This is a genomic window from Arthrobacter sp. MDT1-49-2, assembly GCF_059090185.1.
Window position 1 is genome coordinate 15,896 of sequence record NZ_JBNHFK010000005.1, and the last position, 16,985, is coordinate 32,880.

Here is a 16,985-nt window from a genome sequence, read left to right on the forward strand (position 1 = left end):
GCGCAGCACGCGCCAAGTACGGGTTGGAAAACTACAGGTTGGACTAATGCAGGTTGGAACACTGCTTACCTTCAATTTTTCCACCGGGCCGCGGGGGTACGAAAGGGGTTTTCCGGCCTTCTGCTGTGATCTTGATCGGGCCAGCGGGTGAGGCAGATTACCGGGACGTGCTATCCGGGACGTGCTTACCCGTGCGGCGGTTGCCGGGTCATCCGGTCCGGAAGTACTCCATCACGCCGGCACCGTCCCAGATTTCCGCATACTTGGCCTGCAGGTCATACAGCGAGGCGTTGTGCACGGTGTCATCCCGGTCGCCGACGGCGTCGCCCACCACAATCGGAATGAAGCCGTGCTGCACCGCGTCCACGGCCGTGGCCCGGATGCAGCCGCTGGTACTGGTGCCCACGATCACCAGGGTGTCCACCCCCTGGGCATGCAGCCGCTCGGCCAGATCGGTGCCAAAGAAAGCGCTCGCATACTGTTTGACCAGTACCGCCTCGCCCTGGACCGGGGCCACTTCCGGCATGATCGTGCCCAGCGGTGCATCGCCGATCAGCAGCCGCAGTGCCGGGACCTTCAGGATGAAGACCCCGCCGTCCGCGCCGTCGGGCCCGTAACTGACCCGGGTGTGCAGCACCGGAATGCCGCCTGCCCGGGCCGCCCCGATCACCGCGGCGGCCGTGTCCAGGAAACCCTTGTCCGGAAGGCAGAGCGGGCTCTGCGGTTCGAAGTAGGCGCGCATCAGGTCCACGGACACCACCGCCGGAGTGGTGCCCGGGGCCAGATTCCCGTCAAAACCCTCGGCAAACCCGGTCACAGCATCGCCACCGGGGGAGCGGGTGCGGCCAAGCCGGTTTCGGTGAGACTGTTAGCCAGCAGGTCGGGAAGCTCGCCGCCGCGGTTGAACAGGGGCAGCGGCTCCTGGCGCGTGGCACGCAGTTGGGTGCGCAACTCAGTGGTGGCGCCGTCGTCGACCGTGCCCTTTTCCGAGCAGACGACGCCGTAGCGGCGGGCGCCGTCCGCGGTCACCAGCCCGCGGCGCACTTCCTTGGCCACCAGTTCCGGGTCCCGCTCCAGGGGATCGCCCCATCCGCCGCCGCCCCACGTGACAAAGTGCAGTACGTCGCCGGGGTGAACCGCGACGTCGTGCACCTTGGAGGGCAGGATGTCCGTGCTGCCGTCCGCCCGGTCGATCCATTTCCGGCCGCGGGCGCCCGGATCGCCGCCGCGGACGCCCCAGGGGTAGGTGAGCCACCGGTCGTCGTGGATGGCGATGGTGCCCGGTTCCAGGAACCGGTAGGCCACGTCCACCCCGTTGCCGCCGCGGTGCAGCCCGGCACCGCCGGTGTCCGCGATGGTTTCCCAGCGTTCAATGACCATCGGGTAGTAGGACTCCAGGTACTCGCAGGGGATGTTGGTGAAGGAAGGCCAGAGGGAATGCCCGTCCGGTCCGTCGCCCACCGGGCGTCCCGGGATGCCGCCGAAGCCGATCGAGTAGAGCTGGAACCATTCGCCCTTGCGGTCCCCGGAACTGTAGTTCCCGGAGTACATAAAGTGCGGCGAGGAGGAGAAACCGGCGCCGTTGAGCAGGTCCGGGTTGGCCTGGCCGAGCAGCCCGCCGAACAGGTCGAAGAGCCGGCCGATGCCGTGGTTCCGCCCGTTCAGCGCCGCGGGATAGCGGGGTTTCCAGAAGGTGTCCTCGGGGATTTCCACGTCCACCAGCGGATAGAAACCGTCATTCCAGAGGATCTGCGGGTCCGCGACGGTGATCATGTAGATCCCGAAGAACATCCGGATGAGGTTCTCGTTAATGTAGTAGTTGATCGGCCCCTGCGCCTGCGGGCTGCTGCCGGTCAGGTCAATCAGCACCTTTTCGCCGGTGCGGGTGATGGTCATCTTCAGTTCATAGGGGCCGAAGCCGCGGCCGTCGTCGTCAATGAAGTCCGTGAAGGACAGCGGTTTGCCCTCTTCGAACACCATGGACAGCAGGGTCTTCATGGCCCGGTAGTTGCGGTCCAGCAGGGCGTTCAGCGCCGAGGTGTAGGTGTCGACGCCGAAGCGGGCGCACATTTCCTGCACCCGGCGGGCGGCGGTGCTGCAGGCGGCCACCAGCCCGTTCAGGTCCGCCCGGTTCCAGTCCGGCTTCCGGACCTGGTTCAGGATGATGCCCAGCGACGTCTCGTCCCGCTCCCCGCGCCGGTAGAGCTTGAACGGCGGGATGACCACGCCTTCTTCGAAGATGGTGCGCGCATCGGTGGGCATGGACGCCGGAGTCTTCCCGCCGACGTCGGTCATGTGGCCGAACTGCGAGGACCAGCCGACAATCCTGCCCTCGTAGAAGATCGGCATCACCACCAGCCAGTCGTTGGCGTGGCTGATCGCGGCGCCGCAGGAGTACGGGTCCGAGGTCATCAGGACGTCGCCCTCCTCGATGGTCCCGTTGAAGTTCGCCAGGAAGTCCGGGATGGAGAGGCCGAACTGGCCCACGATCATTTTTCCGGCCGGGTCGGCGATGAGCGGGAACTCGTCATGCTGTTCCCGGATGCCCGGGCTCAGGGCGGTGCGGAAGAGGGTTTCGTCCATTTCGTAGCGGGCGCTGCGCAGGGCGTTTTCGATCAGGTCGAGGGTGACGACGTCGACGTCGACCGCCCGCAACGGCTCGGTGGCGGTCTCCACAAGCTGGGCCATGGGGGCTACTCCTTGGAATCTTCGGGGGATTTTTCGACGGGGCGGATGAGCAGGCTGCCGTGCGGGTGCACCGTGGCGGTGTGTCCGGGCAGGACGAGGGTGGTGGAGTCCATTTCGGCAATCACGGCCGGGCCGGTGACCACGTTGCCGGCGAGTAGCCGGTCCCGGTCATAGATGGTGGCTTCCACGGTGGCGCCGTCCACGTAGATGCTGCTCTTGGTGCGTTCGGCATCGGACGGATCGGTGCCGCCGGATTCGAGGGTGATCGAGGCGACTTCCGGATGCGGTCCGTTGACCGTGGCCCGGACGGTGACCAGCTCATGTTCGTTGTCCAGGAGGAAGGAGAACAGCCGCTGGTGTTCGGCGTCGAACGCCGTGCGGAGGCCCGCGAATCCGCTGCCGTCCCCGGCCTTGAAGGCATCGAAGTCCATCGGGACGGGGATTTCGAATCCCTGCCCGTGGTAGCGGACGTCCGCGGAGTAGCTGATGCTCAGGTCCTCCTCGCCGAGCCCGGCGGAGAGCAGTGTCTCCCGGGCGGTGCCGGCCAGTTCCTCCAGCAGCCCGGCCAGATCGGCGTCGGAGAAATCGCCGAACGGGCGCACGAGCGTGCGGGCCGCTTCATCGCGCAGGCTGGTGGTGGCGTCCCCGTAGGCGGACAGCACGCCGGGGGAGGGCGGAATGATCACCGGCCAGGCGCCGGTGAGTTTGCCCAGTGCATTGGCGTGCAGCGGTCCGGCCCCGCCGAAGGCCACCAGCGCGAAGTCCCGGGGATCGAAACCCTGCTGGGTGGAGACGAGTTTGAGTGCGCCGAACATGTTCTCGTTGACGATGTGCACAATGCCTTCGGCGGCGCGTTCCACCTCGTTCAGCCCGGTGGCGTCGGCAATGGTTTTCACTGCGGCGGTGGCGGCTTCGGCGTCCAGGCCGATTTCGCCGCCGGCGAGCTGTGCAGGCAGGTAGCCCAGGACCACGTTCGCGTCGGTGACGGTGGGTTCGAGGCCTCCGCGTCCGTAGGAGGCCGGACCGGGCGCTGCTCCGGCGGACTGCGGGCCCACCCGCAGGGCCTGGGTGAGTTGCGGAACGTGGGCGATGGAGCCGCCGCCGGCACCGACGGTGCGCACATCCACGGACGTGGCACGGACGGTCAGGTCTCCGACCGTGGTTTCGCGTCCGATCCGCGGCTGCAGGTTCTGCACCAGGGCGACGTCGGTGGAGGTGCCGCCCATGTCGAAGGTGAGGAAATCTTTGTAGCCGGCCTGCTCAGCCGCCCAGGCCGCGCCGGTCACTCCGCCGGCCGGTCCGGAGAGCAGCAGTGAGACCGGGTTGTCGGCGGCGACGGCACCCGAGACCAGGCCGCCGTCGCTGCGCAGGATGGAGAGCTGGGCGTCCATGCCGGCGTCGGTCATCTGGGCGTCGAGGTTGCGGACGTAGCCGGAGACCTGACCCTGCACGTAGGCGTTGGCCACGGTGGTGATGGCCCGCTCATATTCGCGCAGTTCCGGCAGCACCATGGAGGAGCGGGAGACCGGGATGTCCGGGAGTTCTTCTGCGGCAATTTCGACGATCCGCGCTTCGTGGTCGCCGTTGGCGTAGGCATTGATCAGGCAGATGCTCAGCGCTTCGATGCCGTTCTCCCGGAGTTTGCTCAGTTGTGCGCGGACGTCGTCCTCGTCCAGGGGAATCAGTACGGATCCGGTGGTGGAGACCCGTTCGGTGACCTCCACGGTGTCTTCGAGGTCGGCCAGCGGTTCGGGTTTGGGCCAGATGATCCAGCCGGCGAGTCCGCCGGGGACAAAGGAGCGGGCAATCTGCAGGACCTGCCGGAATCCGCGGGTGGTGACCAAGCCGACTCGGGCACCTTTCTTCTCCAGGATCGCGTTGGTGGCCACGGTGGTTCCGTGCAGGACGTCGCGGACCTCGGCCGGTTCGATGCCTGCTGCGGCGCAGACCTGGCGGATGCCGTGCAGCACGCCGGCGGACTGGTCTTCGGGGGTGGAGGAGGTCTTGTACCGGTGGGTTTCCCCGGTGTCCTCATTGACCAGCAGAATGTCGGTGAATGTGCCGCCCACATCCACGCCTAACCGAAATGCCATCAGTTCTCCTTGAGGTGTGGGGGTGCACTCGGGATGCAAGTGCGGGGTCCAAGTGCGGGGAGCAAGTGCGGGGAGGAACGTGCCGGGACGCGGCGGGTGCCTGACTGTGGTGCGTCGTGCGGTGCTGCGGTGTTGCGGTGCTGTGGTGCTGAGCAGCTGTGGCGCTTTGGTACGTGGTTGCTTGGTGGCTGGATGCTCTGTTGCGTGCCTGATTGCCTGTGCCGTGTCCGGTGGCATCAGGCTAGGTGTGACGTGAAACACTGTCAATAGATTGCATACAACCCATGAATCCGGCATTCACGGTTCCTTGACAGGTAGCGCCGAGTACTGCCAAGTTGTATGCACCATTGGCTTCCGCATTCCGCGGAGGCCGCGTCGCAGGAATCTTCAGGAGGACCACCATGGCACCATCCGAACAGCCCGCCGGGCCGCTGGCCGGGGTGCGGGTGGTGGAAATGGGCCAGCTGCTGGCGGGGCCGTTCTGCGGCCAGCTGCTCGGCGACCTGGGGGCCGACGTCGTTAAGATCGAAGATCCCGCCAAGGGGGATCCGCTGCGCCAGTGGGGACGGCAGCTGCCGCAGGGGCAGTCGCTCTGGTGGTCCGTCGTCGGGCGGAACAAACGTTCCGTCACGCTGAACCTGCGCGATCCCGAAGGCCAGGCGCTGGCACGGCAGCTGATCGCCCAGGCTGATGTGCTGGTGGAGAACTTCCGGCCGGGGACCATGGAGCGCTGGGGGCTGGGGTTCGCTGAGCTGCAGGAGCTGAACCCCGGGCTGGTGATGGTCCGGGTGTCCGGCTTCGGGCAGGACGGCCCCTACTCGCAGCGGGCCGGATACGGTGCGATTGGCGAGGCCATGGGCGGGCTGCGGTATGTGGTGGGCGATCCGTCCACGCCGCCGTCCCGGGTGGGGATTTCCATCGGGGATACCCTCGCGGCCCTGTTCGCCACCATCGGTGCTCTTGCGGCGTTGCAGGAGCGGCAGCGCAGCGGGCGCGGGCAGGTTGTGGATTCGGCGATTTACGAGGCGGTGCTTGGCGTGATGGAGTCCCTGGTGCCGGAATGGCAGGTCACGGGATACCAGCGGGAACGTACCGGTGCGGTGCTGCCCAACGTGGCGCCGAGCAATGTGTATCCCACGCAGGACGGGCAGTGGCTGCTGATTGCTGCGAACCAGGACACCGTGTTTGGGCGGCTGGCCAAGGCGATGGGTGTCCCCGAGCTGGCTGATGATCCCCGTTACGCCACGCACGGTGCCCGGGGCGAACGGCAGGAAGAGTTGGATAGCCGGATTGCGGAATTCACCTCCGGGTTGGATGCGGAGGCACTGGAGTCGCTGCTGGAAGAACACGGGGTGCCCTCCGGCAGGATCTTCCGGCCGGTGGACATGTTTGCCGATCCGCAGTTCCAAGCCCGTGAATCCATTACCGAGGTGGAGCATCCGGTACTGGGGTCGGTGGCCATGCAGAATGTCTTTCCGCGGCTGAGCCGGACCCGCGGAACGGTGCGCTGGCCGGGCCCGGAGCTGGGTGCCCATACCGCGGAGGTGCTGGCCGGCATCGGCGTCGATTCCGATGCGCTGGCCCGGCTGCGGGCGGGCGGCGTGGCATGAGCATTCCCGGATTGCCGCAGTCCATCCGGTTGGTGGAGGTGGGGTTGCGGGACGGCCTGCAGTCTGTGCCCGAACCGTTGGCGACGGCGGAGAAAGTGGAGCTGGTCCGGCTGCTGATCGACGCGGGTGTGCGGGAGATTGAAGCGGTGTCCTTTGCGCATCCGAAGGTGCTGCCGCAGCTTGCCGATGCCGCGGCCGTGATGGCGGCGGTGCCGCGGATCCCCGGAGTCCGGTACCGGGGCCTGGTGCCCAACTACCGCGGTGCCGAGCGGGCGGTGGACTGCGGTCTGGACGAGCTCGTGGTGGTGGTGTCTGCGGACGAGGAGGTCAGCCTGCGCAATCAGCGGCTGACCGTCGCGGAGGCGCTGAACGATCTGGCGCGTATCGGGAAACTTGCCGATGCTGCCGGGCTGCGTCTCGTCACTGCCGTGGCGTGCTCGTTTTTCGCACCCGCCCGCGGTCCGGTTCCCCGGGCCGAACGGTTGCGGGTGGTGCAGGCTGCCGTCGACGCCGGGTCTGCCGGTGTGTACCTGGCCGGGACGTCCGGTGAGGAGGAGCCCGGGGAAATGTACGACGGCGTGGCGGAGGCGCGCTCGCTGTATCCGGGTCTGGAAGTGGGGGTGCATCTGCATAACCGCAACGGGTTTGCTCCTGCCAATGCTCTTGCTGCGATGATGGCCGGTGCGGACTGGCTGGAAGGTTCCTTTGCCGGGCTTGGCGGGGACTTGTGGTTTCCCGGCGATCCGTCGGTGCTGGGCAACGCACCGCTGGAGGATCTGGTGCATTTGTGTGACGGGTTGGGGATTTCCACGGGAATAGATCTGCCGAAGTACATGCGTGCGGTGGACCGGAGTATTGAACTTACGGGGCGGCCTTCGGCGTCGTTCGTTTCCCGTGGCGGCACCCGTGCCGACCTGGCAGCAGCGTCCTGGCCCGAGCTGCCCGAACCTGCAGCCGGACGGGGATAACGTGGTGGGCATGGAAGAACCCACCGCGACCGCTGCCCCTGCGGGATCTGGAGCGCCGGATGATGCGGCCGCAGGGCACGCTGAGTCGCCGGCCCAGCCCGCCCAGCCCGCTGAGTTTGCTGCGCCCGCTGAGTCGCCGGCGCAGCCCGCCGCCCCCGCCGATGACAGCGCCTATGCCCGGATCCGGGAGCTCATCGCCTCCGGTGAGTTGGGGCCCGGGACCTGGTTGCGCGAAGCTGCCCTCGCTTCGCGGATGGGTGTCAGCCGTACTCCTATTCGGGAGGCCCTGAGCCGGCTGGCGGCCGAGGGGATTGTGGAGCTGAGCCGCAACAAGGGTGCTCAGGTGGTGAGCTTCAGCGGCAAGGATGTCGCGGATTTGTATGACGTCCGTGCCGGGTTTGAACCTCATGCTGCGCTGCTAGCGGTGCCCCGGCTGACCGATGCCGATGTGGATCGCCTCGCAGAACTTTCATCGGCCATGGAAGAGGCTGCCCGCAGCGGTTCGCTGGAAGGATTGGGAGTCCTCAACAAGGAATTTCACGAGATTTTCGTCCAGAGGTGCGGCAACCGGCACTTTGCTGCAGCCTTGCAGACGTTGATGCGTCCTGCCGTTGTGGCCCACACCTTCCATAAGTACAGTCCGGAAGCGTTGCAGCGAAGCATGTCCCATCATGCCGAGCTGGTGGCAGCGGCTCGGGCGCGGGACGGAGAGTGGGCCGAAGCCGTCATGCGCACCCACATCCTTGCCGCGCGGAACGCGGCGGGAGCTGTGCAGGCTGTTTCGTAGGGAGGATGGCGTTCGAGGGGGTCCGCCGCGTGGGCGGCCACCGGCGACAGCGCCCCTGCACCGCCGACGACGACAGCGCCCCTGCACCGCCGCCGTCAGGCACCACTCCCGGATGGCTCTTCTGTCGGGACGAGCCTCATCAGAAGGGGGCTGCCTCGGCAGGCTCGGATGCTGGATGTTTGTGTGACTCCGCCAGTTCAAGGAAGGGCTCGGTCCGGTAAACCCGCCCGGTAGGCGAGGTCCATTCCATTACCCCGGGTTTCGGCTGGCAGGCCTTCCAATAACCCAGCGTTTTGAACCGGTGATGCCTCCGGCACAGATGAGCCAGGTTCGAATGCTCGGTGTTCCCGCCCTTCGCCCAGTCCATGGTGTGGTCAATCTCAGTCACCCCGGTACTGACCCGGCATCCGGGGAACCTGCAGGTCCCGTCCCGTGCCCGCAGCCATCGGGCGAGTCCGGCCGGGACTTTCCTCCGCCTGCCCACACCCAGAATCTCTCCGGTATGCGGGTCCCGGACGAGTCCGGTCCACCGGGTGGCGCTGCGGGCCAGCCTCCTGGCAGCTTCGGCGCTGATAGGTCCGTAGCCGTGGAGTTCGGCGGGCTGATCGTCGGCGCCAAAGAGGGTTTCGGCGTTGATGAGGACCATGATCTCGGCGCGAGGAATGGTCCCGGTTTCGTCAGGGTCGGTGCGCCTGGCACCGGCGTTGCCAGTGTGACCGCCATGCTCGGCAGTGCCCGCGTGGCCTCCATAGTTGGCCGTTCCAACATGAGCTTCGCTGCCGACCAAGCCCGCGTGACCACCGTCGGTGTTGCCCGCATGCTGACGGCGGCCGCCTGGTCCGAGACTGCCCAGCAGCAGCTGGGTCAGGATGTCGGCCCGCAACTGGTCCCGAGTCCGCGGGTCACCGGCCAGCTGCTCTCCTTGTGCACTGGTGCTCAGGGCGGTGTAGATCTGCTGGGCTTCGGGTGCGGGCAGCAGAGCGGACAGCCAGGACATGCCGTCCTCGGCCGGATCGAGAATGACCTTCCGCTTCTCGAAGGCGCTTTGGTGCCGGGCGGGAATGGTTTGGGGATATTTCTTCTCCCGGAGCCGGCGGGCTTTGGCGGAGAACTGGGCCCGGGTCTGACCTTCGGCAGCGCTCAGCAGGTCCGCTTCAAGCTCGGGCAGGTCAGCAGCGGGAACGTTCTCGCACTGGTCCAGAAGAACCTGCGCATGCCCGTAACTGAGCGTGCCGTCTTCCAGAGCGGTGAGGGTGGGGGTGTGCGGGCCGCAGAGGCTGCCTGCTTCGTCCATCAGCCGTTGGGCGGTCATTTGCGGGACTCGCAGAATGGCCGCACACTCAGTGGAGGCAAGGCTGAATGCCATGCCCGGTTCCAGCCGGCCGGTTGCGTCCCGGTAGCTGTCCCGGAAGACCTCCTGCATCCGGTTCATCAGGCGGGCCTGCTGCGCCTGCGCCCAGGCAATCAGATGTGCCATCCGGCCCAGAGCTTCACCGGTGGTGACTTCATCGAAGCATTCAAGGTTTGCCAGTGACAGTGTTCCAGCGAAGCCATCCGGATAGTCGCCCACGAACGCATCGGCAGCCTCGGCTCTGTCGGTTCCATCCGTTCCAGTGGGCCGGGCAATCCCAACGGTTGCTGACCGAGGGCTGCTAACGGAAGCCTTTGGATCCGCAGAATCGGCGGCCAAAGCAGCACGATAAACAGCAAGGCTATGCGACTCGGACTGCGCGTCCGCTTTGCCAGCGGACCCTTCTGGTGAAAGGTTGTCGCTGGCCGGCATTCCGGTTCCTTGCCCGGATTTCCCGTCCTGATCCATACCTCAGGATTTCATCCGGCACTGACATTCTTGGGCCCAAAACAGGCCCAAAACGGCACGGTGGAAAACCTTTAAATACCTGTCTTTGTGTGTCGACTACTTGCTCTCAATTCCGGCCTCCCGAGCGGATGTCCGACGCGTTCTCATGGCTAGCGGAGAGGTTCTCCTGGCCCCCACACCCCGTCACGCCCGCCCCGTCACACCCGGCCCGACACCCGGGCAATCCGCTCCCGTGCGGACCGCTCGCTGGGACCCATAGGACCCAGACCCAGACGGATAACCCCCAAAACCAGTTTCACGGGAAACTTCATGGGCACCGGAACCGGACCAATATGCGGCGCCTTCAACCCGAGCAGCTCCCGATGCTTCGGTTCCAGACTGGCCACGGCACCGGCAAACAGCACCCGGTAGCCAAAACGCTGGTTGCGAGGCAGCGGAGGCCGACGCAAAAACCGCAACGCCTCCTGCACATGGTCGCTGCTGCGCAGCTGGTCATCGTAGGACGCCATCTGCTTGCGCAGCTCGTCCTCGGAACGCGGAGGATCCGGAATGCCCATCAGCTCCCCGGCCACTGCCCACTCGGCCACATAGGCGTCCGGACCACCGGGAATCGAACCGCCGTAGCGCTGGTGCGAGGACAGGAAAGCATCAGTGAACGCCAGATGCACCCAGCGGGCAATCTCAGGATCGTTCGCGGAATACGGCTGCTCGACGTCGTCGGCGTCCAGATAGGTGCCGTGCACCCGCTCATGCAGACGCAACACCCAATCCGACCCGGCCTTGGCCGCCGTCGTGGACCCGTAAGTCACCGTGAAGATCCAGCGGATCGTCCCGGCCAGCCGCCCCAAAGGATCCGAGCGATAGTCGGAGAAATCATGCACCCCGGCCATCGCACCGGGATGCAGCGCCTGCAGCAGCAGGGCCCGGATGCCCGCAATGATCGGCGTCATGGACCCGTGCACCGCCCAAACCGCTGACTCCGGACCAAAGTGGCCAACGTCGTCGCCCTTCGCCAACTCGAGCTCCCACTGCGGGATCTCGGTGGCGTTGTTGCTGAACGTGCCGATCAGCTGGCGGCGCCAGGAGGCGATGGACTTGGGAAGGGAAATGCTCACGTCTCCAGTCTGGTCCCGAAGGAGCCGTGAATCCAGAGCCTTGCCCGCCTGCCCCTGCGGTGGCCGGCCCCAGCGGAGAGGAAAGCACGACGACGACGGCGCGCCGCCGCCCCCGCGTCACCGCCGCCGCCCCCGCGCTCCGCCGTCGTCGAGTGCCCTAACTCCGGATCAACGCAACAAAATATCCACCGACCGCGACCCGCCCATCCCGCGCTCCAGCACACCGGACCGGTTGGTGACGTCGTCGCGCAGGATCTCGGTGACCGAGCCCAGGAACCGGGACAAATCGACCTTGTCCTCCGGTGCCGCAAGCAGCAGCTGGAAGCCGAACTCGTGCAGCGCATTAATGGACGCCTCGGCAAAGGAGAGCGAGGACTTCACAAACGCCTCATCCATCATCACCGTGCCGTAGGTGCTGAAGCCCTGGGACACAATGCCCAGCTGGTACGCCAGCGCGGAGGCCATGATGAACGCGGTGAAGCGCTGGCCCTCACCGCCGGACATCAGCGACGCCTGGAGGTTGGTGTAGGTGTGCCCGTTGGCGAGGCGGTGCGTGCACGTGATGGTCACGTGCGAACGGACGTCGAGCACCTCGGCGCGCCAGCGCTTCTCCTCGGGGTCCTTCAGCCGGTCCACCAGCCCCTCCAGCGCGGCGTACCGGGCGTCCATATCGGCTTTGTCCTGCCGGGAGCCCATCATCGGCAGCGCGTTCTTCAGCTCGGTCCGGAACTTGTACGCGGCGTCGGGAATGGTGGTGGCCACCTCGATCTCCAGGTGGCTGCCGGCGTGGTATTCCACCCGGCGGAGCACGGAGTTAAGCGGCAGCAGGCGTGAGGAGATGCTGCGGCGTTCCTCATCCAGCAGCTGCAGCAGGTCGCTGAAACGCTCGTAGGTGCGGTTGTTGAAGTACTCGCTGAACTCGGCCTCGCGCTGCGGCAGGCCCTCGGTGATGATGCCCTCGAACCGGTCCTCGTACGCACCGGCGGCCTCCACGGAGGTGCCGAAGTCCGAGCCCCACTTGTCCGAGAAGGTCTCGAAGGTCCGCTCCAGCTTCGCGCGGGTTTCCAGCAGGGTCTTCTCCAGCCGTGCCTGTTCGGTGATCAGGGCACGTTCCACCTCGCCGGCGGCTTCCTTCAGCCGGGCGGCATCGGTGAGGTCGCCGAACGGGTCGAACAGCTCGGCCAGCGCGGTGCGCAGGCCCTCGGACAGCGCCTCGGGGGCCTTCGCGGAGAGCACGGTGCGGCGTTCGACGGCGGCGGCCAGATCGGCGTCGAGCCTCGCCGCTTCACCCTTGAGCCCGCCGACCTTCTCGGTGGCGGCGGTCAGGTCCAGCTCAGCGGTGTCGAGTTCGAAGCGGATCTGTTCCAGGTCCGTGTTGGCGTCCCGGGCGGCGTCCAGCCGGTCGGTGGCCTGCGCGACGGCGGCGCGGGCCTCGTCGGCGGAGAGCTCCTCCCACGTGCGGGTGTCCTCGGCGACGCGGCGGACCGCGGCCAGCCGGCGGATCAGCGAGTCCTGCTCCGCGGCGTGCTGCCGGGAAACGGTGTCCGCCTCTTCAAACACGGTGCGCAGGGCCAGCAGCTCGTTGCCGAGGGCGGCGACGGTGTCCTTGTTGTCGAAGCCCAGCACATTGTCTGAGGCCTTGGTGTGCCGGTCATCCTTTTCGGTGGTGCTGCGGTTGCGCTTGACTGCACCGCCCAGGCTGACGCCCTTGGCGACGTCGGCCAGCCCGGCCGGGTCCTCCACGCAGACGAAGTCGTAGTGCGCGGTGATTTTCCGGCGCACCCAGTCGCCCATGGCCGAATCGTGGGTGAGCAGCTTGGTGATCAGGTCATCGGGGCCGGGTTCGGTGGGTCCGTCCAGCGGGACGGACACGTCGATGCAGCGCACGTAGCCCTGCATGTCGTTTTCGCTGAGGAAGCGGGTGACGGCGGCCATGTGTTCGCCGGGGACCAGCAGGGCGGTGGCCAGGGAGCGCAGGGTCCTCTCGGCGGCCGGACGCCACTGGGCGTGTTCGGCGGGCAGGTCGATCAGCTCGCCGGCGAACGGCATGTCCGCTTCCTTGGTGCCGGTGGCGGCGCAGATCCGGGTGCGCTGGTCCAGGGATTCCTGCCGGATGTTGGACTTGCGGCGGCGGAAGGAACCGATCTCGTTTTCCAGCTTGGCGATCTGCCCCTTCAGGGACCAGGCCTCGCCGTGCGCGTTGCTGCTGCGCTCCTTCGCGGCCTCCAGGTCCGCGGTGAGGGACTTCACCAGGTCGGTGGCGCGGCTGCGGGCGGTGACCAGGCCGGCGGGGGAGAAGTCGACGTCGATCCCCGCGGCGGCGAGCTCCTCGCGGAATGCGTTTTCCACGGTTTCGCGGGAGCGCAGCTGCGCGGTGGCGGCGGCGAGTTCGCGTTCCAGGGTGGCGATGGCTCCGCCGCCCTCTTCGGCGTAGCGGGCGCTGAGTGCGTCGCGCTGGTCCTTGAGCGTGGCGCGGCGGGTTTCCGCGGCGGACAGTTCGGCACGCGCGGCCGAGGCGGCGGCCTCGAGCTTTTCCGCGGTGCGCGTCGCGCCTTCCAAGGCCAGGCGCTGCCGGTAGGCGGGCAGGCCCTCGGTGGTTAGGGCCCGGTTGGTGGCCAGCGCGTCCGCGGCCTGCCGGTAGCGGGCGTGCAGTTCGGGGACGGAGGCCAGGTGGTCGCGCTGCTGGCGGGCGCGTTCGAGCTGGCGGCGGATGCTGCGCAGGTGGCTGAAGTCCTCCACCGCTTCCTCGGCGGCGGTGAGGGTGCGCGGGGTGTCCAGCACGTGGGTGCGGAAGAAGTCATTGACGGTGCCGCCCAGGCCCTTGCCGGTCTGCAGGATGCGCAGCAGGTTGAACGCCTTCTCATCCTCCACACCCAGGGCGTGCCGGTAGCGTTCGGCAAAGAGCTTGTGCGAATCGAACACGGCGGCGCCGGGCAGCAGGTTCTCCAGGCTGCCCTTGGTGAAGCGTCCGCGCATCCCGGTCTGCAGGGCGTTGATGTCCAGCGGCCGGTTGTGCACCACGTAGAAGCGGCCCAGGTTGTGTTCGGTGCCGGTGGCCGGCAGGTCCATGACCACGGAGAGGGAAGTGATCTGGCCCAGCCCGTTGTCGAAGGTCAGGCAGACCGCGGACCAGGTGGCGCCGGGACGCTGGTAGGCGGTGCCCGCGCCGTCGTCGGCCCCCTGCGTGCCGAGCCGGCCGCGCATGTAGGAGAAGGCGGTGCGCTTTTCCTCGGCGTTGGTGCCGCTGTTGTTCTGCGCGGCCTCGTTCATCTTCGGACGGGCGTCCATCACCAGCAGCATCGCGTCGAAAACGGTGGACTTGCCCACGCCGGAGTCGCCGGTGAGCAGGGTGCCGGCGCGGTCCACCTTGATGGTGTGCGCGCCGTCGAAGGTTCCCCAGTTCACGATCTGCACGGAGGAGAGCCGGTTCTGGCCGGGGTTGATCAGGTCTCCCATGGGGAGGGTGGTTTCGATGCTCATGCCGGCTCCTCGCCGTCGTTCAGTTCAAGGGCGGGGGCGGGTTCAGTGTCGGCGGCGTCGACGTCGAGCGTCGGCGCGCCGTCGTCAACGGTTTCCGCGTCGCCGGCGAGGGTGGTCATGAAGTCCACAATGTCGCCGATCTGACTGTAGGGCAGGGCCAGCGGCAGGGCGCCGGAGATGACCCAGACGTTGTCCAACTCGGTGGGCAGCAGCAGCCGGCGGTCCTGCACGAGCTTGCGGATGGCCGCGTCCGCGGTGTCCTCCACGGACTTGGCGTCCTGCTGGAGCGGGTCCACGTAGGGCTCGAGCACCTCGATGATGTCCTGCCGGGCGATGGTGGCCTCGTTCCCGGTGCCGGTGTGCCGGTCCAGGATCAGGCGCATGCGCAGCAGGAGCAGGGTTTCCTCTCGGGTCATTTCGCGCTGGCGCTGCAGGGCGGAGGTGTGCGGTTCGGCCATGTCCACCGGGCGCAGCAGGGCGACCTTGCGGTCCTCGTCAATGACCAGGGTCAGGAACAGTTCGCTCAGGCGCACACGCAGCTGCTCCTGGTTGTCCACCACGGTCTCGTACACGTTGTCGGAGGAGCTGGCGTCCAGGTAGGGGCCGCGCAGCAGCCGGATCAGGGCCTGGCGCAGTTTCAACGGCAGGGTGCCGGTGTCGCCGGGGAACAGTTCCGGGCCGTCGACCAGGATGTCGCGCTCTGGTTCCTGTGATTCCAGCTCGTCGAGCTCTTCGGGGACGGTTTCGTGCACGGTCTCGCTCATTTTTCGGGGGCTTTCGCGACGGCGACGGCGGGCAGCAGCGCGGTGCGCTCGCTGCCGTCGATCTGGGTGAAGGTGACGGATTCCAGCGTGTCCCCTGCGGCGCCGCCGGCGGCGAGCAGGGCGCGGATGCTGTTCAGGTGGCGGTGTTCGGCAGGGAGCTGCTCGAATACCTTGGCCACGGTGGCACTGGGGCGTTTCGCCGTCGCGCGGGCGACGGCGTCGGCCAGGATCCGGCGGTCCGCACGCGGGGTGCGGGCCGAGCGGTGGATGTCCGCCTCGGTGAACTGCGGCGGTTCGGGCAGCTGCTGCGGGGCGGCGTGGTCCTCGGGGTTGTAGACGCGGACCATGCTCAGCGATTCAAAGGCCGAGCCGTGCAGCTGCGGGGCGGGCACGACGGCGGCGCGGCGGCGGCCGCGCGGTGCCTTGTGGATGGCGGCCTCGGCGGCGCGGATGAGCTGGCGCAGCTGCACTGATTCGCGGTACTCGTCGCTCTGCACATAGGTGTGCATGGATTCGGAGAGCCGGCCGTAGATGCGGTGGATTTCGGTGGCCTGGTCCCGCATGTCGGAAATCAGCCGGTACAGGCTCTGCCGGTCCTCGGGGGTGAGGTTGTCGGCGAAGTCCCGTTCGAGGACTTCGGCGATGGCTGCGCGGAAGCGGGCCTGCTGGTCGGCGTCGTTCAGGAAGGCGGTGAAGCCCTCGTAGGTGCGGCCTTCGGCGGTGCTGCGCAGCTTTTTGTCCGCTTCGAGGATTTCGCCCATGGTCAGGCCCTTGGCGGCGTTGGATTCCACCATTTCCTGGCGCAGGTTGTGCAGCATCTTTTCCAGGCCGTCGCGCATGCGTTTGAAGTCGGCCGGCAGGGCGGCGGCCAGGTCCAGGATGTCGCGGGCGGCTTCGACGGCGGTGTCCTCCGGCAGCGGCGGGGGAGCCTCGCCGGTTTCCAGGGCGCGGATCATTTCCTCGCGGCGGGCGACCTCTCCCTTAAGGACGGCGATGCGTGCGGCGGGGTCCGGGTTGGATTCCTGCGCGAGGTTTTCCACCCGGTCCAGCAGGGTGGCCAGGCGGGAGGAGTTCAGCGAGGTTTTGTCGCTGCTGAAGCCGTCCAGGTAGGAGAGGAAGCGGGCGGAGGATTCGGTGAGTTCGTAGACGAACTTTCCGTCCGCCCGGGGACGGGCGAGGTAGCGGCGGGCCACCCAATCATCGGCGTAGTTCCGGCCGGTCCAGTCCTCGCGCAGCTGCACGCCGTCCATCCGCAGCCGGTTCAGGAAGGTGTCCGTCATGGCGTGGAAGTCGTCCAGGCCGACCCGCGGGCGGGTGCGGGTGAAGGCCTCGCGGAAGAGCGCCAGCACCCACGGGTTGGCGTTGGTCAGTTTCCAGCCGGGGGCGGCCTGAAGCCGTTGCAGTTCGGCCCAGTGGGCAACGGCGTTCTCGATGAAGGACATGCTGCGCTTTCCGCCCGTGCGGTGGGGGTAAAACGGGCCTCCTCGATTTTAGCCGGGTGGAGGAGCGGGGTGGGTCAGGGCGTGCGGTGTGGGATGGGCGAGGCCGCAGGCACCGTTACATGCCCGTCGCAGCGACGGGCACCGAAGCCTCTAACAAGAATCAGGAGACCGGCGCTGGCTGCGTGAAGGTACGGGATTGCCGGTTCCCTGGGGTGCATT

The 16,985-nt window shown here is 67.3% G+C and carries 11 protein-coding genes; 3 read left to right on the plus strand and 8 right to left on the minus strand.

The annotated features are described in order from the left end of the window. Window positions 1-208 precede the first annotated feature (208 nt). Genes AC5RTS_RS08195 through AC5RTS_RS08205 form a run of 3 tightly spaced genes read right to left on the minus strand, consistent with a single transcriptional unit; the run spans window position 209 to window position 4,781 of the window. Window positions 209-817, minus strand: a complete 609-nt coding sequence (locus tag AC5RTS_RS08195) for an isochorismatase family protein (protein ID WP_493991575.1) — start codon at window positions 815-817, stop codon at window positions 209-211. Further along, window positions 814-2,688 (minus strand): hydantoinase B/oxoprolinase family protein, encoded by a 1,875-nt coding sequence (locus AC5RTS_RS08200; RefSeq protein WP_493991576.1) that lies wholly within the window; start codon window positions 2,686-2,688, stop codon window positions 814-816. The genes AC5RTS_RS08195 and AC5RTS_RS08200 overlap by 4 nt, the downstream gene beginning before the upstream one ends. Before the next feature lie 5 nt (window positions 2,689-2,693). Next, entirely contained in the window at window positions 2,694-4,781 is a 2,088-nt protein-coding gene (locus AC5RTS_RS08205) for a hydantoinase/oxoprolinase family protein (RefSeq protein ID WP_493991577.1), read from the minus strand. A gap of 401 nt (window positions 4,782-5,182) precedes the next feature. Here AC5RTS_RS08205 and AC5RTS_RS08210 point away from each other — a divergent pair, with 401 nt between their 5' ends. Genes AC5RTS_RS08210 through AC5RTS_RS08220 form a run of 3 tightly spaced genes read left to right on the plus strand, consistent with a single transcriptional unit; the run spans window position 5,183 to window position 8,146 of the window. Then, complete coding sequence (locus AC5RTS_RS08210) at window positions 5,183-6,391, plus strand: CaiB/BaiF CoA transferase family protein (protein ID WP_493991578.1); 1,209 nt, start codon at window positions 5,183-5,185, stop codon at window positions 6,389-6,391. Beyond that, a complete protein-coding gene (locus tag AC5RTS_RS08215; protein ID WP_493991579.1) occupies window positions 6,388-7,359 on the plus strand; it encodes a hydroxymethylglutaryl-CoA lyase-like TIM-barrel protein in 972 nt (323 codons plus the stop codon). Before AC5RTS_RS08210 ends, AC5RTS_RS08215 begins: the two co-directional genes overlap by 4 nt. Window positions 7,360-7,369: 10 nt before the next feature. Further along, window positions 7,370-8,146, plus strand: a complete 777-nt coding sequence (locus AC5RTS_RS08220) for a GntR family transcriptional regulator (protein WP_493991580.1) — start codon at window positions 7,370-7,372, stop codon at window positions 8,144-8,146. A gap of 139 nt (window positions 8,147-8,285) precedes the next feature. Here the strand turns inward: AC5RTS_RS08220 and AC5RTS_RS08225 are convergent, their stop codons facing one another. The 5 genes from AC5RTS_RS08225 to AC5RTS_RS08245 all read right to left on the minus strand — a co-directional run bounded on the left by AC5RTS_RS08225 (window position 8,286) and on the right by AC5RTS_RS08245 (window position 16,766). Then, window positions 8,286-9,716 carry an HNH endonuclease gene (locus AC5RTS_RS08225; RefSeq protein WP_493991581.1) on the minus strand — a complete coding sequence of 477 codons (1,431 nt, stop codon included), beginning with the start codon at window positions 9,714-9,716 and terminating at the stop codon, window positions 8,286-8,288. A gap of 446 nt (window positions 9,717-10,162) precedes the next feature. Then, complete coding sequence (locus AC5RTS_RS08230; RefSeq protein WP_493991582.1) at window positions 10,163-11,080, minus strand: oxygenase MpaB family protein; 918 nt, start codon at window positions 11,078-11,080, stop codon at window positions 10,163-10,165. A 168-nt stretch (window positions 11,081-11,248) separates the two neighbouring features. Next, complete coding sequence (locus tag AC5RTS_RS08235) at window positions 11,249-14,560, minus strand: ATP-binding protein (RefSeq protein ID WP_493991583.1); 3,312 nt, start codon at window positions 14,558-14,560, stop codon at window positions 11,249-11,251. Next, window positions 14,557-15,324 carry a DUF4194 domain-containing protein gene (locus AC5RTS_RS08240; RefSeq protein WP_493991584.1) on the minus strand — a complete coding sequence of 256 codons (768 nt, stop codon included), beginning with the start codon at window positions 15,322-15,324 and terminating at the stop codon, window positions 14,557-14,559. Before AC5RTS_RS08240 ends, AC5RTS_RS08235 begins: the two co-directional genes overlap by 4 nt. Continuing rightward, window positions 15,321-16,766: a DUF3375 domain-containing protein gene (locus tag AC5RTS_RS08245; protein ID WP_493991585.1), complete on the minus strand. Its 1,446-nt coding sequence runs from the start codon at window positions 16,764-16,766 to the stop codon at window positions 15,321-15,323. Before AC5RTS_RS08245 ends, AC5RTS_RS08240 begins: the two co-directional genes overlap by 4 nt. Between the last annotated feature and the right edge of the window lie 219 nt (window positions 16,767-16,985).